Genomic DNA, 16,601 nt, shown 5'->3' with positions numbered 1-16,601 from the left:
CCGAGCCGCTCCGGCCCGGGCGTCGGAGCAGGCCGGCCCTGCCGGGAACCGCCTTGTCCCACGGTGGGCCCGCGGGGGATCATCGCCGCGTGCCACGCCCGGAGAAGCTTCATGGACTGCTCGCCCGCGCCGGACTGACGGTCGTCGGGGAGGTGAGCCCCGGCGGTCTGTTCCCGCCCGAGGCCGGGTGGCGGATCGCGCGGGGGATCGCGGCACCCGACGGCGCACGGCGCGCGATCGATGACGCCTGGTGGCGCCGGCTCCTGGGCGTCGAGGGCGAGTTCCTGGTAGCCGTCCTCGGACACCGCATCGGCGGCAACGACGCCTGGTGGACCCGGGTCCGTCCCGACGACGGCACCGCCGTGCCGCAGCTCACCGGCGATCCCGGATTCGTGGCGCTCTCCCTCGACGGACAGGTGCTGCTCGCGCAGGTGCCCGGAGAGGACGGTCCCCGGGCCACGGCTCTCGACCGGTTGCCGGAGCGGCTGGAGGAGGCCGCCGAGGCCGCCGGGCGTGAGACGGAGGCCCAGCGCGCCGAGACCTGGCAGGCCGTGCCCGGCCGGCCGGCGTGGCCACTCCACTGGGCGGACGGCATCGGGTCCAACCCCTCCGCACCGGACGCACTGCTGATCCGCCTGCTGGACGTGGAGGTGGGCTTCCTGCACGGCTGCGACCGGCCCGCCGTGCTCGACGCCGCCCTGGCGCACCCCGATCCGGAGGTGCGGGCGCGCCCCGCGGACACCTTCCGGCCCAGACTCACGCCCGCCCAATGGCTGCGCCTGATCCGCGCCGAACCCTCGCCGAACCGGCAGGTGCTGTGGGCCCGGCACGCCGCTGCCCGCGGCATCGAGATCCCCGAGGACCTGTACGACGCGCTCCTCGCCGGGCCTTCCCGCGCCCAGGCCGCCACCCTGCCCGGACTGCCCGCCCACCACCTGCCGGGCCTCGCCACCGACGACGACCCCCGCGTCCGGGCGGCTGCCTGCGCCCGGTGGACCGACCTCGCCGCTCCGCTGCGGACGCGCCTGCTGACCGACGCCGACGACACGGTACGAACGGCCGCGCTGCTCGCCCACCACACCCACGACGCGCCCATGCCCCACGAGGTCTTCGCCGCACTCCCCGAACCCCGTCATGAGGCGCTCGAACACTGTCGCTTCTCGGCCGGGCTGGAGGCGGAGCTGGTCAGGGACGCGGACCCGGAGGTGCGCCGGGCGCTGGCCGCCAACCCGCGGCTCGGCGCGGCCGGAGTCGCCGCCCTGGCGCAGGACCCGCACGGCGACGTCCGCGCCGCCGTGGCGCGGCGTGCCGACCTCGACGAGGACCGACGCGCCGCCGTGCGCCACGACTTCGACCCGACGTCCATGTCGTACACCCTGGACTGGGTCGAGGACCTGCACGACGACGCCGACGCGATGCGCCGCCTCGCCGCGTCGTCCCATCCGCTCGTCCGCCGGAGCGTGGCCCGCGCCCGGCACCTGCCGCCGGATGTCGTGGAGCGTCTGGCCCGGGACGAGGACCGCACGGTCCGCCTGTTCCTCGCCGAATCGTGCGACGACGCGCCGGAGGACATGCTCCTCGAGGTGTGGCGCTGGTGGGACGGCAGCTTCAGTCACCCCGGCCGCCCCCGCAGCCACCCCAACTTCCCGCGCACGAACCTGCTGCGCCTCGCCGACGCCCCCGAGGGACGCATGCGCCGCCTGGCCCTGGACGACCCCGAGTCCACGCCCGCCGACGTGGCACGGCTCGCCCGCGACCCGGAGACCGAGGTGCGTCGCCGCGCGGCCGAGGACCCCCGGCTCGCACCGTCCGACGCGGTACGGCTGCTGAACGACCCGGCGGTCCACGTCCGCGAGACCGCGATGCGCAACCCACGGCTCCCGGCCCGCGTCCTCGCCGGACTCCTCCACGACCGCGACACGGCCCGTACGGCGGTCACCAATCCGGCGATCCCCGTCCCCGTCCTCCAACGCGTCCTGTCCGCCGCCGAGGAAGCCGTGGCGGCCCGCCGCTGAACACCCACCCGCACCTGGCTAAGGTGCGTCGCCGTGGACGTCGCTGATCTTGACCACCGGACCCGGACAGAGTCGGGCTGCATCCCACCGGGTCTGGTCTCCCGGCTGCTCGAACGCGGGCATGCCGAGGCCGTTGCGCGGTGGGCCGGCCGCGGCGAGTGGTTCTGCGCACGGGAGTGGGCCCGCCTGCTGGGGGAGCAGGGCCGCCGGACGGAGGCCCTGGAGGTGGTGGCTCCCTATGCCGCCACGGGCTGGTGGCCGGCGATCACGAGTACGGCCGGACTGCTGGAGAGCTGGGGGCGGGCCGGCGAGGCGATCGCGTCGGCCCGAACGGCGATGGAGGAGGGCAGGGAGCCTCTGGCGCTCGCGTTCTACGCCCGCCTGCTCCACCGGCACGGTCGCGGCGACGAGGCCTTCGAACTGCTGCGGCCGCACATCGACGAGCACTGGAGCTTCGCCGTGGCCCTGGTAGACGTCGCCGAAGGAGCCGGGCGCGACGAGGAGGCCGCCGAGCTGCTCGCCGCCCGTGTCCCGGAGGAGCACCGCTGCGACGGCCCGTGGTGCTGCCGCGGCCTCGATCCCGACACGGCGATCGGCCTGCTCGCCACGATCCGTGAGCGGCAAGGCCGCGTCGACGAGGCGATCGCGCTGCTGCGCACCCGGAACACCACGTCGCTCAACGGCCGGGACCAACTGGCCGACCTCCTGGCCCGCCACGACCGGACCGAGCAACTGCACGCGTACGCGGCGGCCGACGAGCTGGGACATGCCGCGCAGCGCCTCGCGGAACTGCTGGAGGAACGCGGCGATGTCGCGGCCGCCGTCGCCGTCTACCGGCAGGCCCGCGACACATCGGCCCGCCACGCCACCCTCACCGTGGAGCTCGCGCACCTGCTGGCCCGGCACCACCGCGCGGACGAGGCGATCGAGGTGATGCGGGACCTGGCCGAGGCGTCGGGCGCGGACGACTGGATCCTGGACGTCCTGTGCACCCTGTACGCCGACCACGGCCGCCCCGAGGACGGCCTCGCCCACCTCGACGCGATCGAGCGGCGAACCGGAGAGGAGGAGTGGGAGCTCTTCCGGCTGCGGCTCCCGCTGATGGCGGCCTGCGACCGCATCGACGAGGCACTCGCACAGGCCCGCGCCCACCCCGAGGGCGACACCTCGTACGCGGCGTCGCACCTGGCCGCACTCCTGGCCGCCGCCGGCCGCACCGAGGAGGCGGTCGCGCTCCTGCGCCCGCACGCGTCCGCGAACAGCCACGACCTCGCGGCGTACCTGATCGAACTCGGCCGCGTGGACGAGGCCGTGACCGTCCTGCACCAGGACCGGACCCGTCCGCCGCGACGATCGAGCGCGGTCCGGAGCCTGGAGCCCCCGTTCTGACGAGCTGACGGCCCGACCGGCGCGGCGATGTCCGTCGCGTCGACGATGCGTCACTGCCGGGCGAGGACCCAACGTCAGCCCCGCCAGACGTCGGCCACGGAAGACGCCATGGCGCGGGCCTGGGTGTGACCGGCCCGGGCGGCGGCGGGCCTGCGGGTGTCGTCCGTCATGTCGCGGCCCATGACGCGGCGCGCGGCGCGGTCCGGGGTCAGCAGGGTGACGCGTGTCCCGTCCTGGGACAGTTCCGCGGCCTGCTCGGCGGCGCTCGGATGCGGCCCGACCGCCCGGGGGATCGGGACGACCGCCAGGACGTGGCGGTAGCCGCGGGCGAGCTGGAGGTTGGCGGTCGAACGGCTGCCGCCGTCCATCCAGCGCCGGCCCGCCACGGTGACCGGCGGCCAGACGACGGGCACGGCGCAGCTCGCCGCGACCGCGTCGAGGAGGGGCACTCCCGACCGTGAGTCGAAGACCTCGACCTGCCCGGACCGCGCGTCGACCGCGGTCACCTTGAACTCCTGCCCGGGCCAGGCGCGGACGTCGCCGAGAAGGGTGCCGACGGTGTCGAAGACGTGCGACTCCGGGCCGGTCGGGGCGCTGAGCGCGGTCCTGGCCAGGCGTTCGACGGACCGCTGCGGGTCGCGGGAGCCGAGCGCCGCCCACAGGAACCGCGCCGTCTGCCGGAGCGTGACCGGCAGATCGACCGCGTCAGCACCGGAGAGCTGGCGCTCGTAGAGATCCGCCGCCGGGACGCCGGCCAGGAGCCGTGACCCGAACACGGCACCGGCGGAGGTGCCGATGACCACGTCGGCGCTCCGGAGATCGATCCCGGCCTCGGTGAGCCCGGCGAGCGCCCCCGCCAGCCAGGCACCACCCACGGGCCCGCCCCCTCCGAGCACGAGTGCGGTGTCGGACACGCTGCCTCTCCTCCTCGCGAGCGACGGGCGGCCGGCCCGCAGACTGAAACGGGGAGTGCTCCCCGCTTGGGTGTCCGACGATAGCACTCGTAGCGGGGATCGTTCCCCGCTACGAGTGCCCGTCACTCGCCCCCTGGTGCCACCAGCCCCGCCTCGTACGCCAGGACCACCGCCTGGGCCCGGCTGGTCAGGTCCAGTTTGTTCATCGCGCGGTTGAGGTGGGTCTTGACCGTGGCCTCGGAGATGAACAGCCGTTCCGCGATCTCCAGGTTGGACATGCCACGGCCCGTCAGCCGCAGCACCTCCGTCTCCCGCGCCGTCAGCTGCTCCAGGGCGGACACCGCGGGGAGGGGAGGCGTCGCCGCAGGCGCGGTGAACGTCTCGACCAGTCGGCGGGTGACGCTCGGCGCGAAGAGGGTGTCGCCGCCGGCCACCGCGGCCACCGCCGTCAGCAGTCGCTCCGGCCCGGTGTCCTTCAGCAGGAAGCCGGACGCACCGGCGCGCAACGCGTGGAACACGTACTCGTCGAGGTCGAACGTGGTCAGGATCAGCACCCGGGGCAGCGGCTCGTGGTCGGCGGCAAGGATCCGTTCCATGGCGTCGATGCCGTTCATCCCCGGCATCCGGATGTCCATCAGGATCACCTCGGGACGGCAGCGCAGCGCCTCCGACACCGCCTGCGCACCGTCCGCCGCCTCGCCCACCACCTCGAACCCGTCGGCGGCCTCCAGCAGCCCCACGATCCCCGCGCGCACAAGGAACTGGTCGTCCACCACAAGCACCCGCGTCATCGACCGCCGTCATCCCCTCAGCCGCCGGCGCCCTCCCGAGCCGACGGAGCGGACGTCGGCAGGGTGAGCCGGACCTGGAAGCCCCCCTCTGGGCGCGGGCCGATCTCCACGCTACCGCCGTAGAGCCGCACGCGTTCCCGTATGCCGATCAGTCCGTGGCCCGTTCCGGCTTCCGGAGCGCCGCCGGTGCGCTTCAGGGCCTGTCCGGTGGCCGCGCCGTCGTCCGTGACGCTCACCCGCAGCGCGTGCGTCCCGTACGACACCCGCACCACGGCGCTCGCCGGCCTGGCGTGCTTCAGCACGTTGGTGAGCGCCTCCTGCACCACCCGGTACGCGCACAGCCCGACGCCCGGAGGCAGCGCCCGCTTTGGCCCCTCGACGGCGAGCTCCACCGGCACGCCACCGGTGCGCACCCGCGCCACCAGTTCCCCGAGCCCGTCCAGCCCGGGCACGGGTTCGTACGACTCGGGTCCGCCGTTCGCCCGGCCGCGCAGCAGCGTCAGCATCCGGCGCATCTCCGTGAGCGCCTCGTGGGAGGTGCTCTCGATGGTCGCGAGGGCGGTTCGCGCGGTGTCGGGGGCGGTCGTGAAGACGTAGCGCGCGAGGCCCGACTGCACGGAGATCACCGACATGTGATGCGCGATCACGTCGTGCAGCTCGCGTGCGATGCGCGCCTGCTCCTCGGCCACGGCGCGCCGCGCCTTCTCGTCGCGTTCCGCGCGCAACTGACGTGTCAGATCGGCGAGTTGCTCGCCGCGTTGTTCGGACTGCCGCGCGGACTGCCCGAAGCGGACCAGGATCGCGGGAAAGACGACGGCCATCGCGGCGGCGGCCGTCACGGAGCCGTCCGGCGCCGCGTAGCCCGCGTACACCCAGACCGCGCCGAGCGCGACGGCCGCGGCGACGGCGGTGCGGAGCGGGCGGGTCGCGGCGACGGTGTACAGGGCCAGCAGCGAGGCGAGGCTGTTGACCGCGGGCCAGTGTCCGAGGGCCACGTACAGGGCCCAGACGCCGTAGACGACGGCGGAGACCGCGACGGGGGCGCGCCGGCGGGCGACGAGGGCGAGGTTGATCACGCAGGTCAGCGCGAGGCCGAGGGCGCCGAGACGCGGGTAGCCCTCGCGGCTGTCCTGCTGGCCCAGGAGCAGGGCGCATGCCAGATAGGCGAGCGCGATGCCGGTGTCCACCACCAGGGGGCGCCGGGGTCCGTTGATCCGCGGGTGCCACACCGTCGCAGGGTAGCCGGGAGACCGGGCGAGCGGCGTCAACCTTCCGCGGTACCGCGGAAGTTGCAGGAACCGCGGGCGTACCGCGGCTCTCACGGCCGATCTCCAACCGCCAGAGGACGTGCCCGCGCCCGTCAGTCCGTAGCTTCTTCACCACGACGAGGGCGGCCCGGGCGGAACAGCCGGGGGACGGCGGGCCGCCCTCGCCGTGGTCGCGGGACTTACGGGGGTCCCGACGGGGGACACAGGCCCGCGGCCATGACCGAGGGGAACAGACATGTCTGTACGTACGAAGGCGGCCGCGGCCGCCGCGGTCCTCGCGCTGGCCGGCGGCGCCGCGCTCACCACGACGCCGGCGTCGGCCGACGCGTCGGCCGGCGCGGTGACCGGCGGCGGTGGCTGGTACGACGACTGGTACGACGAGGGCACGGTCTCGTCGTCGGCCTACAGCCACAGCAACCTGGCGGCCATGTGGCAGGGCATCCTGTGGGCGGACAGCGTCTACGAGCAGAACGGCACGCCCACCGACCTGTCGGACATCGACTGCCGGTTCGGCGCCAACACCACGTACTCGACCAAGCGTTGGCAGAGCCGCTACGGACTGACCGCGGACGGCAAGGTCGGCCCGAACACCTTCAAGAAGGCCGCGTCGCGGGTCTTCGTGAGCAGCTGGAACGGCTCCACCGGCACGTTCTGGTACGAGGGCCGGACCGCGTCCGGCGCGCGAACGGGCAAGAACGTCGGCTTCCGCCGGGTCACCGGAGGCTACTGGCAGATGTACAACCAGGGCGAGTGGAAGACGGTCTACTACCGCACCGCCAACTTCAACCACTGCAGCTGACGCCCGACGCTCCGCAGCGGCCGGCCCCCGCCCACGAGGGTGGGGGCCGGCCCGCCACGGACGGGGATCAGCGCTGCGGTCGAGCGCGAGGAGCTGCTCATGAACGTCCACGGCATCGCGGAGACGCCGAGCGAGCACGTCCGCTTCGCCGCGTACCTCGACATGCTGCGGCACGTCCGCGAACCGGACGAAGTCGCTCTGGTCGCCCGCGTACTGGCTGATCAGGACCGGACGATGGCCCGGTCGGCAGTGCTGCGGCACCTCGACCTTCGAGCCGCCGACCTCTGCGACGGCCCCGCCTACCCGCACTGGGCACGGGCGATGGCCGAGGCCGTCAGCGGTCACCCCTTCCTCGTACAGCGGCTGCGCGAGTGGACGCTCCTCCGTGCCGTCGCGCTCGACCAGCCCTGGCAGGAGGACGACCTGCTCGCGTCGTCCGACTGGCTTCAGCTCAAGGTCGCCGCCGGGTCCCACGCCCGGGCCATCGAACTGCTCGCCGAACGTGGGCGCACCCAGCGGATCCGGAACGCCGCCCGGGCCGGGCTCAGCGGCGGAAGACCGTCACGCCCTCGACGATCGTCTCGTCGACCGACGCGTCCTTGATCTCCTCCACCGGGACCGCGAACAGGTCCCGGTCGATCACCACCAGGTCCGCGTACTTGCCGACGGTCACCGAACCCCGGTCGCCGTCCACGAAGTTGGCGTACGCGCTTCCCATCGTGTACGCCTCGATCGCCGCGGCCAGACCGATCGTCTGGCCGGGCACCCACGCGTCGCCGCCGCCCGGGGCGCGGCGCGTGACAGCGGTGTAGAGGTGGGCGAGCGGGTTCATCTCGGCGACGTTCCAGTCGCTGGAGAACGCGAGCCGCGCGCCCGCCTCGCGCAGGCTGCGGAACGCCCAGGCGTGCGACCAGCGCTGCTCGCCCACCCCCTCGGCCCAGTCCTTGCCCGGGCCGGCGACGTCCGGAGCACAGTGCCTCGGCTGCATGCAGGCCACGACGTCGAGCTCGGCGAACCGGCCGACGTCCTGCGGGTGGAGACACTCGACGTGCACGAGCTGGTGGCGGGCGTCGCGCGGCCCGTTGGCGGAGCGCGCGGCCGCGTGCGCGTCGAGGGCCGTACGGATGCCGCGGTCGCCCGTGGCGTGCGTGAACGTCTGGAAGCCGCGCCGGTCCAGCTCGGTGAGCACCGCGGCGAACTCGCCGGGCTCGTAGAACGTACGGCCCCGGTTGCCGGGTTCATTGGCGTACGGCTCGAACAGCGCGGCCGTGTGGGGCTCGACCACGTCGTCGATGTACAGCTTGAGGGGGCCGACCCGGAAGCGGTCGTCGTCGAACCGCTCGGCGCACCGCTCGAACTCGTCGAGTTCCTCGGCCGTCGTCCCGTGCGGATGGAACAGGGCGGCGACGATCCGCGAACGCAGCCGTCCCTCGCTCCGGGCCCGTTCGAACAGGAACAGGTCGTCGGGGGAGTTCTGCGGTTCGACGACCGTGGTCAGACCGTTCTCGGCCGCCATGTCGAGCGAGGCGCACAGGCGCTTGTAGCGGCGCTCCTCGCTCGCCCACGGGAGGAACTCCGCCAGCGCCCGCTGGCCCCGCCGGGCCAGTCCCAGCACGGCGAACCCGGTGACGAACCCCGTCGGTTCGCCGGTCGCCGGATCCTTCTGGACGACGCCCCACGGCAGCCGGTCGGTGTCGCGGGTGATGCCCAGGCGCCGGAGGGCGGCCGTGTTGAGCCAGACACTGTGGACGTCGTACGTGAACACGAGCGCGGGACGGTCGCCGGTGACCGGGTCCAGGTCGGCGGCTGTGGGCATGCGCCCGCCGGGAATCGCGCCGTAGTCGAACGCCTCCGCCTCGATCCACTCCGCGTCGGGGTTCGCGTCCGCCCAGGCCCGGATGCGGGCGTGCACCTCCTCCAGAGTGCCGGCCCCCGCGAGTTGCACGCTGTCGGCGTCGGAACCGAGCCGGACGTGGTTGTGGGCGTCGACGAAACCGGGCAGGAGCATGCGCCCGCCGAGATCGCGCACCTCGGTCTCCGGTCCGGCGAGCGCCGTGACCTCGGCGTGGGTGCCCACGGCGGTGATCCGGCCGGCGGTCACCGCCACGGCTTCGGCGCTCGGGAGGCCGGGGTCGACGGTGTGGACGCGGGCCCGGGTCAGGACGAGGTCGGGTGCGGGGTGCACGGAACTCCTTGAGCTGGATGGGGAGGGAGGGAGAGGGGAGGGGCTGTGCGGGTGCGCCGGGAGTGGGGACTGCTCCCGGGCGAGCAGCCGGTCAGGCGGTCCGCGTGGCGTCGGCGGCTGAGGCTGCGTCCGCGGCACCGCCCGCGCCACCGGGAAGCATGCCCGCATCAGCCGCCTCCGGCGCGTCGAGGGACTCGCCCGCGTTCGCCGCCGGGCGGCACGCCATCAGACACACGGCGCTGACGGCAGCCATGGCGGCGAAGGCGACCGCGACGGGCACCCAGGAGTTGCCGAAGGAGGAGTAGAGCCAGGTCGTCGCCGCGGGGGCGAGCGTGCCGAGAAGGCCCGCCGTCTGGAAGCTCATGGACAGGCCCGTGTAGCGGACGCGCGGCGCGAACCACCCCGAGGCGAGCGTGCCGAGCGAGGCGTACGCGATCGTGCTGGCCAGCATGGGCAGGCACATGGCGAGCCACAGACCCGCGACCGAACGGGTGTCGGCGAGCCAGAACATCGGGAAGGCCGCGACCAGGTGGAGCAGGACGCCGATGAGGGTGACGCGGCGCAGGCCGTAGCGGTCGGCGAACAGCGCGCTGAGCGGGGTGCACACGATGACGACGACGGAGGCCGCGGTGCCGGCGGCCGCGGCCTGGGCGTCGGTGAAGCCCAGCTCCGTGACGGCGTAGGTCGACATGAACGTGACGACGATGTAGTAGCCGCCGACGGTGATCAGGAACGCGCCCGTGGCCAGCAGCCACGTCTTCCAGGCGTGCCGCAGCACACCGATCACCGGGGCGGACTCCTTGTTCCCGGCCGCCGGCCCGGCGGCTTCCTCGGCGCGCCGGGCGGCCTCGAACTCGGGCGACTCGTCCATCGAGCGGCGGATGATCAGGCCGACGGCGACGAGCACCGCGGACAGCAGGAACGGGACGCGCCAGGCCCAGTCGGCCAGCGCGTCGTGCCCGAACAGTGCGACCAGGGCGAAGACGCCGGTCGAAAGGAAGTAGCCGACACCGTCGCCGACCTGTGGGAACGAGCCGAAGAACGCCTTGCGGCGGGGCGGCGCGTGCTCGACCGCGAACAGCACGGCCCCGCCCCACTCGCCGCCCACGGCCAGGGACTGGATCATGCGGATCAGGACGAGGAGCAGCGGCGCCAGGACGCCGATCTGGTGGTACGTGGGCAGCAGGCCGATGCAGACGGTGGCGGCGCCCATCAGGGTCATCGACCAGATGAGCGCCTTCTTGCGGCCGTGCCGGTCGCCGATGTGTCCGAAGAGGATGGCGCCGAGCGGCCGGCCGAGCGCCCCGACGAACAGGGTCGCGAAGGACATCACGGTGCCGAGGGCCCGGCTCATCTCGGGGAAGAAGAGCTCGGGGAACACCAGCGCGGCGGCGGTGGCGTAGATGCCGAAGTCGTACCACTCGACGCTCGTGCCGATCATCGCGGCGGTGGCGATCTTCCATGGCCCGGAGCGGCGTGGCGCCCCTGCGGCGGGGGCTGGGGTGCCCGTGGACTGGCTCATGCGTGGCTCCTTGGGGGACATCGATTGGGTTCGGGGTGGACCCAAAATCGATGGGGTGACGCTAGGTCCGCCGTTGCGGCCTGTCAATAGGGTTCGACGCGATCCCAATAGACTGGTCGGACGGGCAGGACGTGATCCACGCGTGAGGGGCGGGCAGGGCATGGGCGACAGCAAGGGCACGGGCAAGAGCAAGGGCGGCGAGCAGGCGGCGAACGGCGCCGCCCCCCGGCAGGCACCGTCGTACGCGGTCGTGGCCGAGGCCCTGCGCCAGCGGATCGCCCTCGGCGGATTCGGCCCGGGCGACAAACTGCCGACCGAGCGCGAGCTCGCCGAGGTCTTCGGGGTGGGGCGCAACACGGTCCGGCAGGCCGTACGGGAGCTGGCCGAGGAAGGGCTCGTCGTCACGACCCTGGGTCGCTCCGGCGGCACCCGGGTCGCACCGGCGCCCGCCGGCGGCCGCGACAACAGGGCCGCGATCGCCGCGGGCATCCGCGCTTCGCTGCGCGACTACATGGAGTACCGCCAGGCCATCGAGCCGTTCGCGGCGCGCCTCGCCGCCGAGCGGGGTGCGGCGGCGGGCCGGCGCGGGCTCGTCGAGATGCTGGACGCGAAGGTCGCCGACCTCGGCGAGTACCACCGCGTGGACACCCGCTTCCACCTCGGCGTCGCCGAGGCCGGCGGCAACGAGGTGCTCGCGGAAGCCGTGACGCGGGCGCGCACCGAGATGTTCGTGGCGGGCAACGCGCTCTGGCTGGGCTCCGACTGGACGCCGGTCTATCCGACGGGCCAGGACTTCGGGCGGGCGTTCCGCGAGGAGCACGAGGCGATCGCACTGGCCGTCCTGTCCGGTGACGGGGACACGGCCGAGCGCCGGATGCGGGAGCACTTGAAGGAGTCGCACCGCCAGTTCCTGGTGCTCCTGGATCAGTTCGCCACGTCTGCGGACTGAGCGAGCCCCCCCGGGCTGAGCGGGCCCACCGGCTGGGCCGGGCCCTTTGGTGGGCGGGCCGCCGGCTTTTCGTGGTTGACGAGCGCGTGGGCATGCGCCTAAGGTCCGAATTGGATCTGATACGGATCCAATTAGTCGCTCGTTCCGACAGGAGCCCTCGGTGCACGCTTACGACGAAGACCTCACCCAGCAGGTCATGGGCCATCTTCTCGACCGGCTCCGCCTCGACCCGCCGCCGCTGGGGCGGCTGGGCGAGCACGAGGAACTCGCCCTGGCGCTCAAGGACGCCATCGGCACGGAGCCCCGCCGCCCGGCCGACGTGCTGCGGACCTACACGGAGTCTCTGGAGCCGACGGTGGTCTCCTGCGACCACCCCGCTTTCCTCGCCTTCATCCCCGGCGCCCCGACGAAGGCCGCCGCGCTGTTCGACATGGTCCTCTCGGCCTCGTCGCTGCACGGTGTGTCCTGGCTGGAGGCGTCGGGTGCCGTCGCCGCGGAGAACCAGGTGCTCAGCCTCTTCGCCGACCTGGCGGGGATGCCGCAGGGCGCGGGCGGATGCTTCGTCAGCGGTGGATCGGCGGGCAATCTCTCCGCACTGGTCGTGGCCCGCGACACCGGCAGGCGCCGGCTGGGGCTGGCCGCGGCGGACCCCGTCCGGATCGCCGTCAGCGACCAGGTCCATTCCTCCGTCGGCAACACCCTGCGGATCATCGGCGTCGAACCGCTCGTCGTCCCGACCTCGGACCACCGCCTCACCGGCGCCGCCCTAGCCGCCGCGCTCGACGCGGCGTCGGCCGACGGCGGGGCTCCCGTCGTGGCCGTCGTCGCCACCGCCGGAACCACCAACGCCGGAATCATCGACGACCTCGGCGGCGTCGCCGAGCAGACCCGGGCCCGCGACCTGTGGCTGCACATAGACGCCGCCTACGGCGGAGCCGCCCTGTTCGTACCGGAACTCCGCACGCGCCTGCGCGGCATCGAGCACGCCGACTCGCTCGTCGTCGACCCGCACAAGTGGATGTTCGCGCCCTTCGACTGCGGCGCCCTCCTGTACCGGGAGCCGCGCCTCGCCCGGGCCGTGCACACCCAGGACGCGTCCTACCTCGACGCGATCCACGGGGCGGACGGCGACGGCCACGAGGACTGGAACCCCAGCGACTACGCCTACCACCTGACCCGGCGCCCGCGCGGCCTGCCCCTGTGGTTCTCGCTCGCCGTCCACGGCACGGACGCCTACCGCGACGCCGTGGCGCGGGGCGCCGAGATCGCCCGGTACACCGCCCGGCTCGCCGAGGAGACCGAGGGCCTCGAACTCCTCCGCGAGCCCGAACTGACAGTCGTCCTGATCCGCCGCACCGGCTGGCGGCCCGAGGACTACTACGCGTGGTCCAAGCGCCTCCTCGCCTCCGGCCTCGCGTTCATCACTCCCAGCGTGTGGGAGGGCGAGACCGTCGCGCGGCTGGCGTTCCTCCACCCGGGAATCACCGAGGAGACCGTCCGGTCGATCATCGCGTCCCTCGCCGAGGACGCCTGACAGCCGATCGACGCGGAGACGAGCGCCCCGCCGCTGTCTCGCGATGCCGACCGCTCAACCGGCCGTGTCGGCGTGCGGATTGGCCGCCGCGCCTTCGGTGCTCAGCAGGACGACGGCCGAGTGCGGGCCGAGCCCCAAAGCGCTCCCGCGCTCCTCGGAGCCCGTACCGTCGAGCGCGGCCCGGACTCCGGCGAGCGGCGCGGCCCCGCAGGGACCCGAGGAGAGACCGAGGACGGCCAGGTCGGCGGCCGCGCGGGCGCTGTCGTCGTCCGTGACGGCGACAGCGGCGTCGAGCCCGCCCTGCAAGTAGGGCCAGGCGAGGCTGGACGGCGTTCCGCAGTTCAGCCCGGCCATCGTGGTGTCGCTGGTGGAGACGCTGACCAGCCCACCGCGCCGGAGACTCTCCAGCACGCAGGCCGCGGCCTCGGGCTCCACGGACAGCAGCGCCGGAGCGTTCCCGTCCGGGCGGCTGCGGTAATGAGTGACGACGGCCTGCGCCAGCGAACCCACCCCGACGGGCACGACGACGAGGTCCGGCCCTTCAGCGGCCCCTGCTGTCGCCAGCTGCTCGTCGATCTCGGCGCAGAGCGTGGAATACCCCTCGACGATCCAGCCGGGGATCCGCTCATAGCCCGGCCAGGCGGTGTCCTGGACCAGGATCGCGTCCGGCCCTTCGGCCGCCCCGGCCGCCAGCCGCACCGCCTCGTCATAGTCCCCGGCGACCTCCGTCACCCTCGCTCCCTCGGTGACGATCGCGGCTACAGCCCCGGGATGCACCCCCTGCGGCACGAACACGTGGGCGTACTGCCCGAGCACACGCGCTGTACGGGCCACCGCCCGGCCGTGATTGCCGTCCGTCGCGGTCACCAGGGTCACCGGGCCGCGCCCCCCACCGTCCGCCGCCCGCGCCTCCAGCGCGCGATGGACGGCCCAGGACGCCCCCAGCGCCTTGAAAGCGGGCAGCCCCAGCCGGTTCGACTCGTCCTTGACGAAGACCCGGCCGACCCCCAACTCCTCGGCCAGCGAAGGAAACTCGGGGAGCGGGGTCGGGGCGTACTCGGGCAGGGTGCGATGAAACGCCCACGTGTGCGCGGGCGGTGGCGCACACCGCCAGGAGCGGGCACCGGCCCGGGCGAACCACGGCAGGGCGCGAGGAGTGGAGGCATTGTCCGTCATGCCCTCAGGTTCCGCCGCGCCGTGCCGAACGGTCCAGGCGCGTTCCTCGCCGCCCACGTGGAAGGGATGCTCGCAGCGAAGGCTTGCCACCCGTCTATGTTTACGCAAACATACTGGAGCCCGCCTCTGGCTGTCATCTCTCTGCCTGCCGGTCGTCACCACGCAGCACCCCACCTCCAGCACAGGAGCACCCGCACATGCCTCTACTCCAGATCGAAGAGGGCGGCTTCACCCTCGACGGCGCACCGTTCCGGCTTTTGTCCGGAGGTCTGCACTACTTCCGGGTCCACCCCGACCAGTGGGCCGACCGACTGCGCAAGGCCCGGCTGATGGGCCTCAACACCGTCGAGACGTACGTGCCCTGGAACCTGCACCAGCCGCGCCCCGACCGATTCGTCCTCGACGGCGGCCTCGACCTGCCCCGGTTCCTCGAACTGGCCGCCGCCGAGGGCCTGTACGTGCTGCTCCGCCCCGGCCCCTACATCTGCGCCGAGTGGGAGGGCGGCGGACTTCCGTCCTGGCTCCTGGCCGAGCCGGACCTGCGCCTGCGCTCCCGCGACCCCCGCTTTCTCGCCGCCGTCGACGACTACATCGAGCGGCTCATCACCCCGCTCCGGTCGTACCTGGCCACCCGGGGCGGACCGGTCCTGGCCGTGCAGGTGGAGAACGAGTACGGGGCCTACGGGGACGACACCGCCTACCTGGAGGACCTCGCCGCACTGCTGCGCCGGCACGGGGTCGACGTCCCGCTGTTCACCTGCGACCAGCCCGCCGACCTGGAGCGCGGCGCCCTGCCCGGAATCCTGGCCACCGCCAACTTCGGCAGCCGCTCGGCCCGTCACCTCGCGGAACTCCGGGCGGCGCGCCCTGACGGACCGCTGATGACCAGCGAGTTCTGGATCGGCTGGTTCGACCGCTGGGGCGCCCGGCACACCGTCCGGGATCCCGACGAGGCGGCGCGCGAACTCGATGAACTCCTCGCCACCGGCGCCTCGGTGAACTTCTACATGTTCCACGGCGGCACCAACTTCGGCTTCACCAACGGCGCCAACGACAAGCACACGTACCGGCCGACCGTCACCTCCTACGACTACGACGCACCGCTCGACGAAGCGGGCGACCCCACCGCCAAGTACGCCGCCTTCCGCGACGTGATCGCCAAGTACGCCCCCGTGCCGGACGCTCCTCTCCCGTCACCCGGGCCCAAGCTCGCCCCGCGCACCGTTGAACTGACCGAGAGCGCTTCGCTGCTCCCGCACGCCGCGAGGTTCGGGCCCGCGGTCGAGGCCCGCCGGCCCCTCACCATGGAGGAGCTGGAACAGGACTTCGGGTTCGTCCTGTACGAGACGCAGCTGCCGCGGACGGGCCCCGCGCTCCTGGAGGTCGAGCAGGTCCGCGACCGCGCACAGGTCTTCGTCGACGGTCAGCCGGTCGGCGTGATGGAGCGGGAGAACCATGAGCACGCCCTCGCGTTCACCGTGCCCAGGGCCGGAGCCACGCTCGCCGTCCTTGTCGAGAACCAGGGCCGGGTCAACTACGGGGAGGGCATCCACGACCGCAAGGGTCTGCTGGGCAGGATCCTCCTCGACGGCGCCGAGCCCGCGGCCTGGACCAGCCGGCCGCTTCCGCTGACCACTCTCGACGACGTCCCCTTCGCCCCCGTCGTCCGCACGCCCGTCGGACCGGCCTTCCACCGCGCCGTCTTCGACGTGGCCGACCCGGCCGACACCTTCCTGCACCTGGACGGCTGGACCAAGGGCAACGCCTGGGTCAACGGCTTCCCGCTGGGCCGCTACTGGTCCCGAGGCCCGCAGCGCTCGCTCTACGTGCCTGCTCCGGTGCTGCGCGGCGGCGCCAACGAACTGGTCGTGCTCGAACTGCACGCCGCCCACCGGGCCCGGACTGTCCACCTCCGTGCGACGGCCGACCTCGGGCCCACCGAGGAGTAGCCGCCGGAGAAGCCGGCTGTGGGGGGCGCCGCGCGCGGCGCGGGGCGCCCCCGCAGCGCGGGGGGGCCGCGGCGCGCGCCCCCCGCCCCCCCCCCGCCCCCCCCCAGAGA

General features: G+C 73.5%; 13 protein-coding genes. 7 read left to right on the top strand and 6 right to left on the bottom strand.

The genetic code is table 11. The annotated features are described in order from the left end of the window. Window positions 1-89: 89 nt before the first annotated feature. Both ACFW9D_RS02350 and ACFW9D_RS02345 read left to right on the top strand, forming a co-directional pair. Window positions 90-2,015 (top strand): hypothetical protein, encoded by a 1,926-nt coding sequence (locus ACFW9D_RS02350; protein ID WP_384616840.1) that lies wholly within the window; start codon window positions 90-92, stop codon window positions 2,013-2,015. 33 nt (window positions 2,016-2,048) lie between these two features. Further along, window positions 2,049-3,404, top strand: coding sequence for a tetratricopeptide repeat protein (locus tag ACFW9D_RS02345; protein WP_384616838.1), 1,356 nt, complete (start codon window positions 2,049-2,051; stop codon window positions 3,402-3,404). Window positions 3,405-3,478: 74 nt separating this feature from the next. On the opposite strand, the gene ACFW9D_RS02340 is transcribed toward ACFW9D_RS02345, so the two are convergent. The 3 genes from ACFW9D_RS02340 to ACFW9D_RS02330 form a co-directional block, all read right to left on the bottom strand. Then, on the bottom strand, window positions 3,479-4,318 hold the full coding sequence (locus tag ACFW9D_RS02340) for a patatin-like phospholipase family protein (RefSeq protein WP_384616836.1): 840 nt from the start codon (window positions 4,316-4,318) through the stop codon (window positions 3,479-3,481). Between the two features lie 122 nt (window positions 4,319-4,440). Continuing rightward, a complete protein-coding gene (locus ACFW9D_RS02335; RefSeq protein ID WP_384616834.1) occupies window positions 4,441-5,109 on the bottom strand; it encodes a response regulator in 669 nt (222 codons plus the stop codon). Between the two features lie 17 nt (window positions 5,110-5,126). Next, window positions 5,127-6,338 (bottom strand): sensor histidine kinase, encoded by a 1,212-nt coding sequence (locus ACFW9D_RS02330; RefSeq protein ID WP_384616832.1) that lies wholly within the window; start codon window positions 6,336-6,338, stop codon window positions 5,127-5,129. Between the two features lie 274 nt (window positions 6,339-6,612). On the opposite strand from ACFW9D_RS02330, the gene ACFW9D_RS02325 reads away from it, so the two are divergent. Both ACFW9D_RS02325 and ACFW9D_RS02320 read left to right on the top strand, forming a co-directional pair. Further along, window positions 6,613-7,176, top strand: coding sequence for a peptidoglycan-binding protein (locus ACFW9D_RS02325; RefSeq protein WP_188340826.1), 564 nt, complete (start codon window positions 6,613-6,615; stop codon window positions 7,174-7,176). A 99-nt stretch (window positions 7,177-7,275) separates the two neighbouring features. Continuing rightward, window positions 7,276-7,779: a hypothetical protein gene (locus ACFW9D_RS02320; protein WP_384616830.1), complete on the top strand. Its 504-nt coding sequence runs from the start codon at window positions 7,276-7,278 to the stop codon at window positions 7,777-7,779. Here the strand turns inward: ACFW9D_RS02320 and ACFW9D_RS02315 are convergent. Both ACFW9D_RS02315 and ACFW9D_RS02310 read right to left on the bottom strand, forming a co-directional pair. After that, window positions 7,721-9,361 carry an amidohydrolase gene (locus ACFW9D_RS02315; protein ID WP_384616829.1) on the bottom strand — a complete coding sequence of 547 codons (1,641 nt, stop codon included), beginning with the start codon at window positions 9,359-9,361 and terminating at the stop codon, window positions 7,721-7,723. The genes ACFW9D_RS02320 and ACFW9D_RS02315 overlap by 59 nt on opposite strands. 91 nt (window positions 9,362-9,452) lie before the next feature. Continuing rightward, a complete protein-coding gene (locus ACFW9D_RS02310) occupies window positions 9,453-10,883 on the bottom strand; it encodes an MFS transporter (protein ID WP_384616827.1) in 1,431 nt (476 codons plus the stop codon). Window positions 10,884-11,043: 160 nt separating this feature from the next. Here ACFW9D_RS02310 and ACFW9D_RS02305 point away from each other — a divergent pair, with 160 nt between their 5' ends. Then, on the top strand, window positions 11,044-11,832 hold the full coding sequence (locus ACFW9D_RS02305; RefSeq protein WP_384616825.1) for a FadR/GntR family transcriptional regulator: 789 nt from the start codon (window positions 11,044-11,046) through the stop codon (window positions 11,830-11,832). A gap of 160 nt (window positions 11,833-11,992) precedes the next feature. Then, window positions 11,993-13,366, top strand: a complete 1,374-nt coding sequence (locus ACFW9D_RS02300; protein ID WP_384616824.1) for a pyridoxal phosphate-dependent decarboxylase family protein — start codon at window positions 11,993-11,995, stop codon at window positions 13,364-13,366. 54 nt (window positions 13,367-13,420) lie between these two features. Here the strand turns inward: ACFW9D_RS02300 and ACFW9D_RS02295 are convergent, their stop codons facing one another. Next, on the bottom strand, window positions 13,421-14,542 hold the full coding sequence (locus ACFW9D_RS02295) for a diaminopropionate ammonia-lyase (protein WP_384616822.1): 1,122 nt from the start codon (window positions 14,540-14,542) through the stop codon (window positions 13,421-13,423). Window positions 14,543-14,739: 197 nt separating this feature from the next. On the opposite strand from ACFW9D_RS02295, the gene ACFW9D_RS02290 reads away from it, so the two are divergent. Further along, window positions 14,740-16,491 (top strand): beta-galactosidase, encoded by a 1,752-nt coding sequence (locus ACFW9D_RS02290; protein ID WP_384616820.1) that lies wholly within the window; start codon window positions 14,740-14,742, stop codon window positions 16,489-16,491. Window positions 16,492-16,601: the final 110 nt, after the last annotated feature.

The organism is Streptomyces sp. NPDC059524 (assembly GCF_042749255.1).
GTDB classification, from domain to species: domain Bacteria; phylum Actinomycetota; class Actinomycetes; order Streptomycetales; family Streptomycetaceae; genus Streptomyces; species Streptomyces xanthii.
Note: the sequence above shows the minus strand (reverse complement) of the source record. Positions and strands in the feature narration are given on the sequence as shown.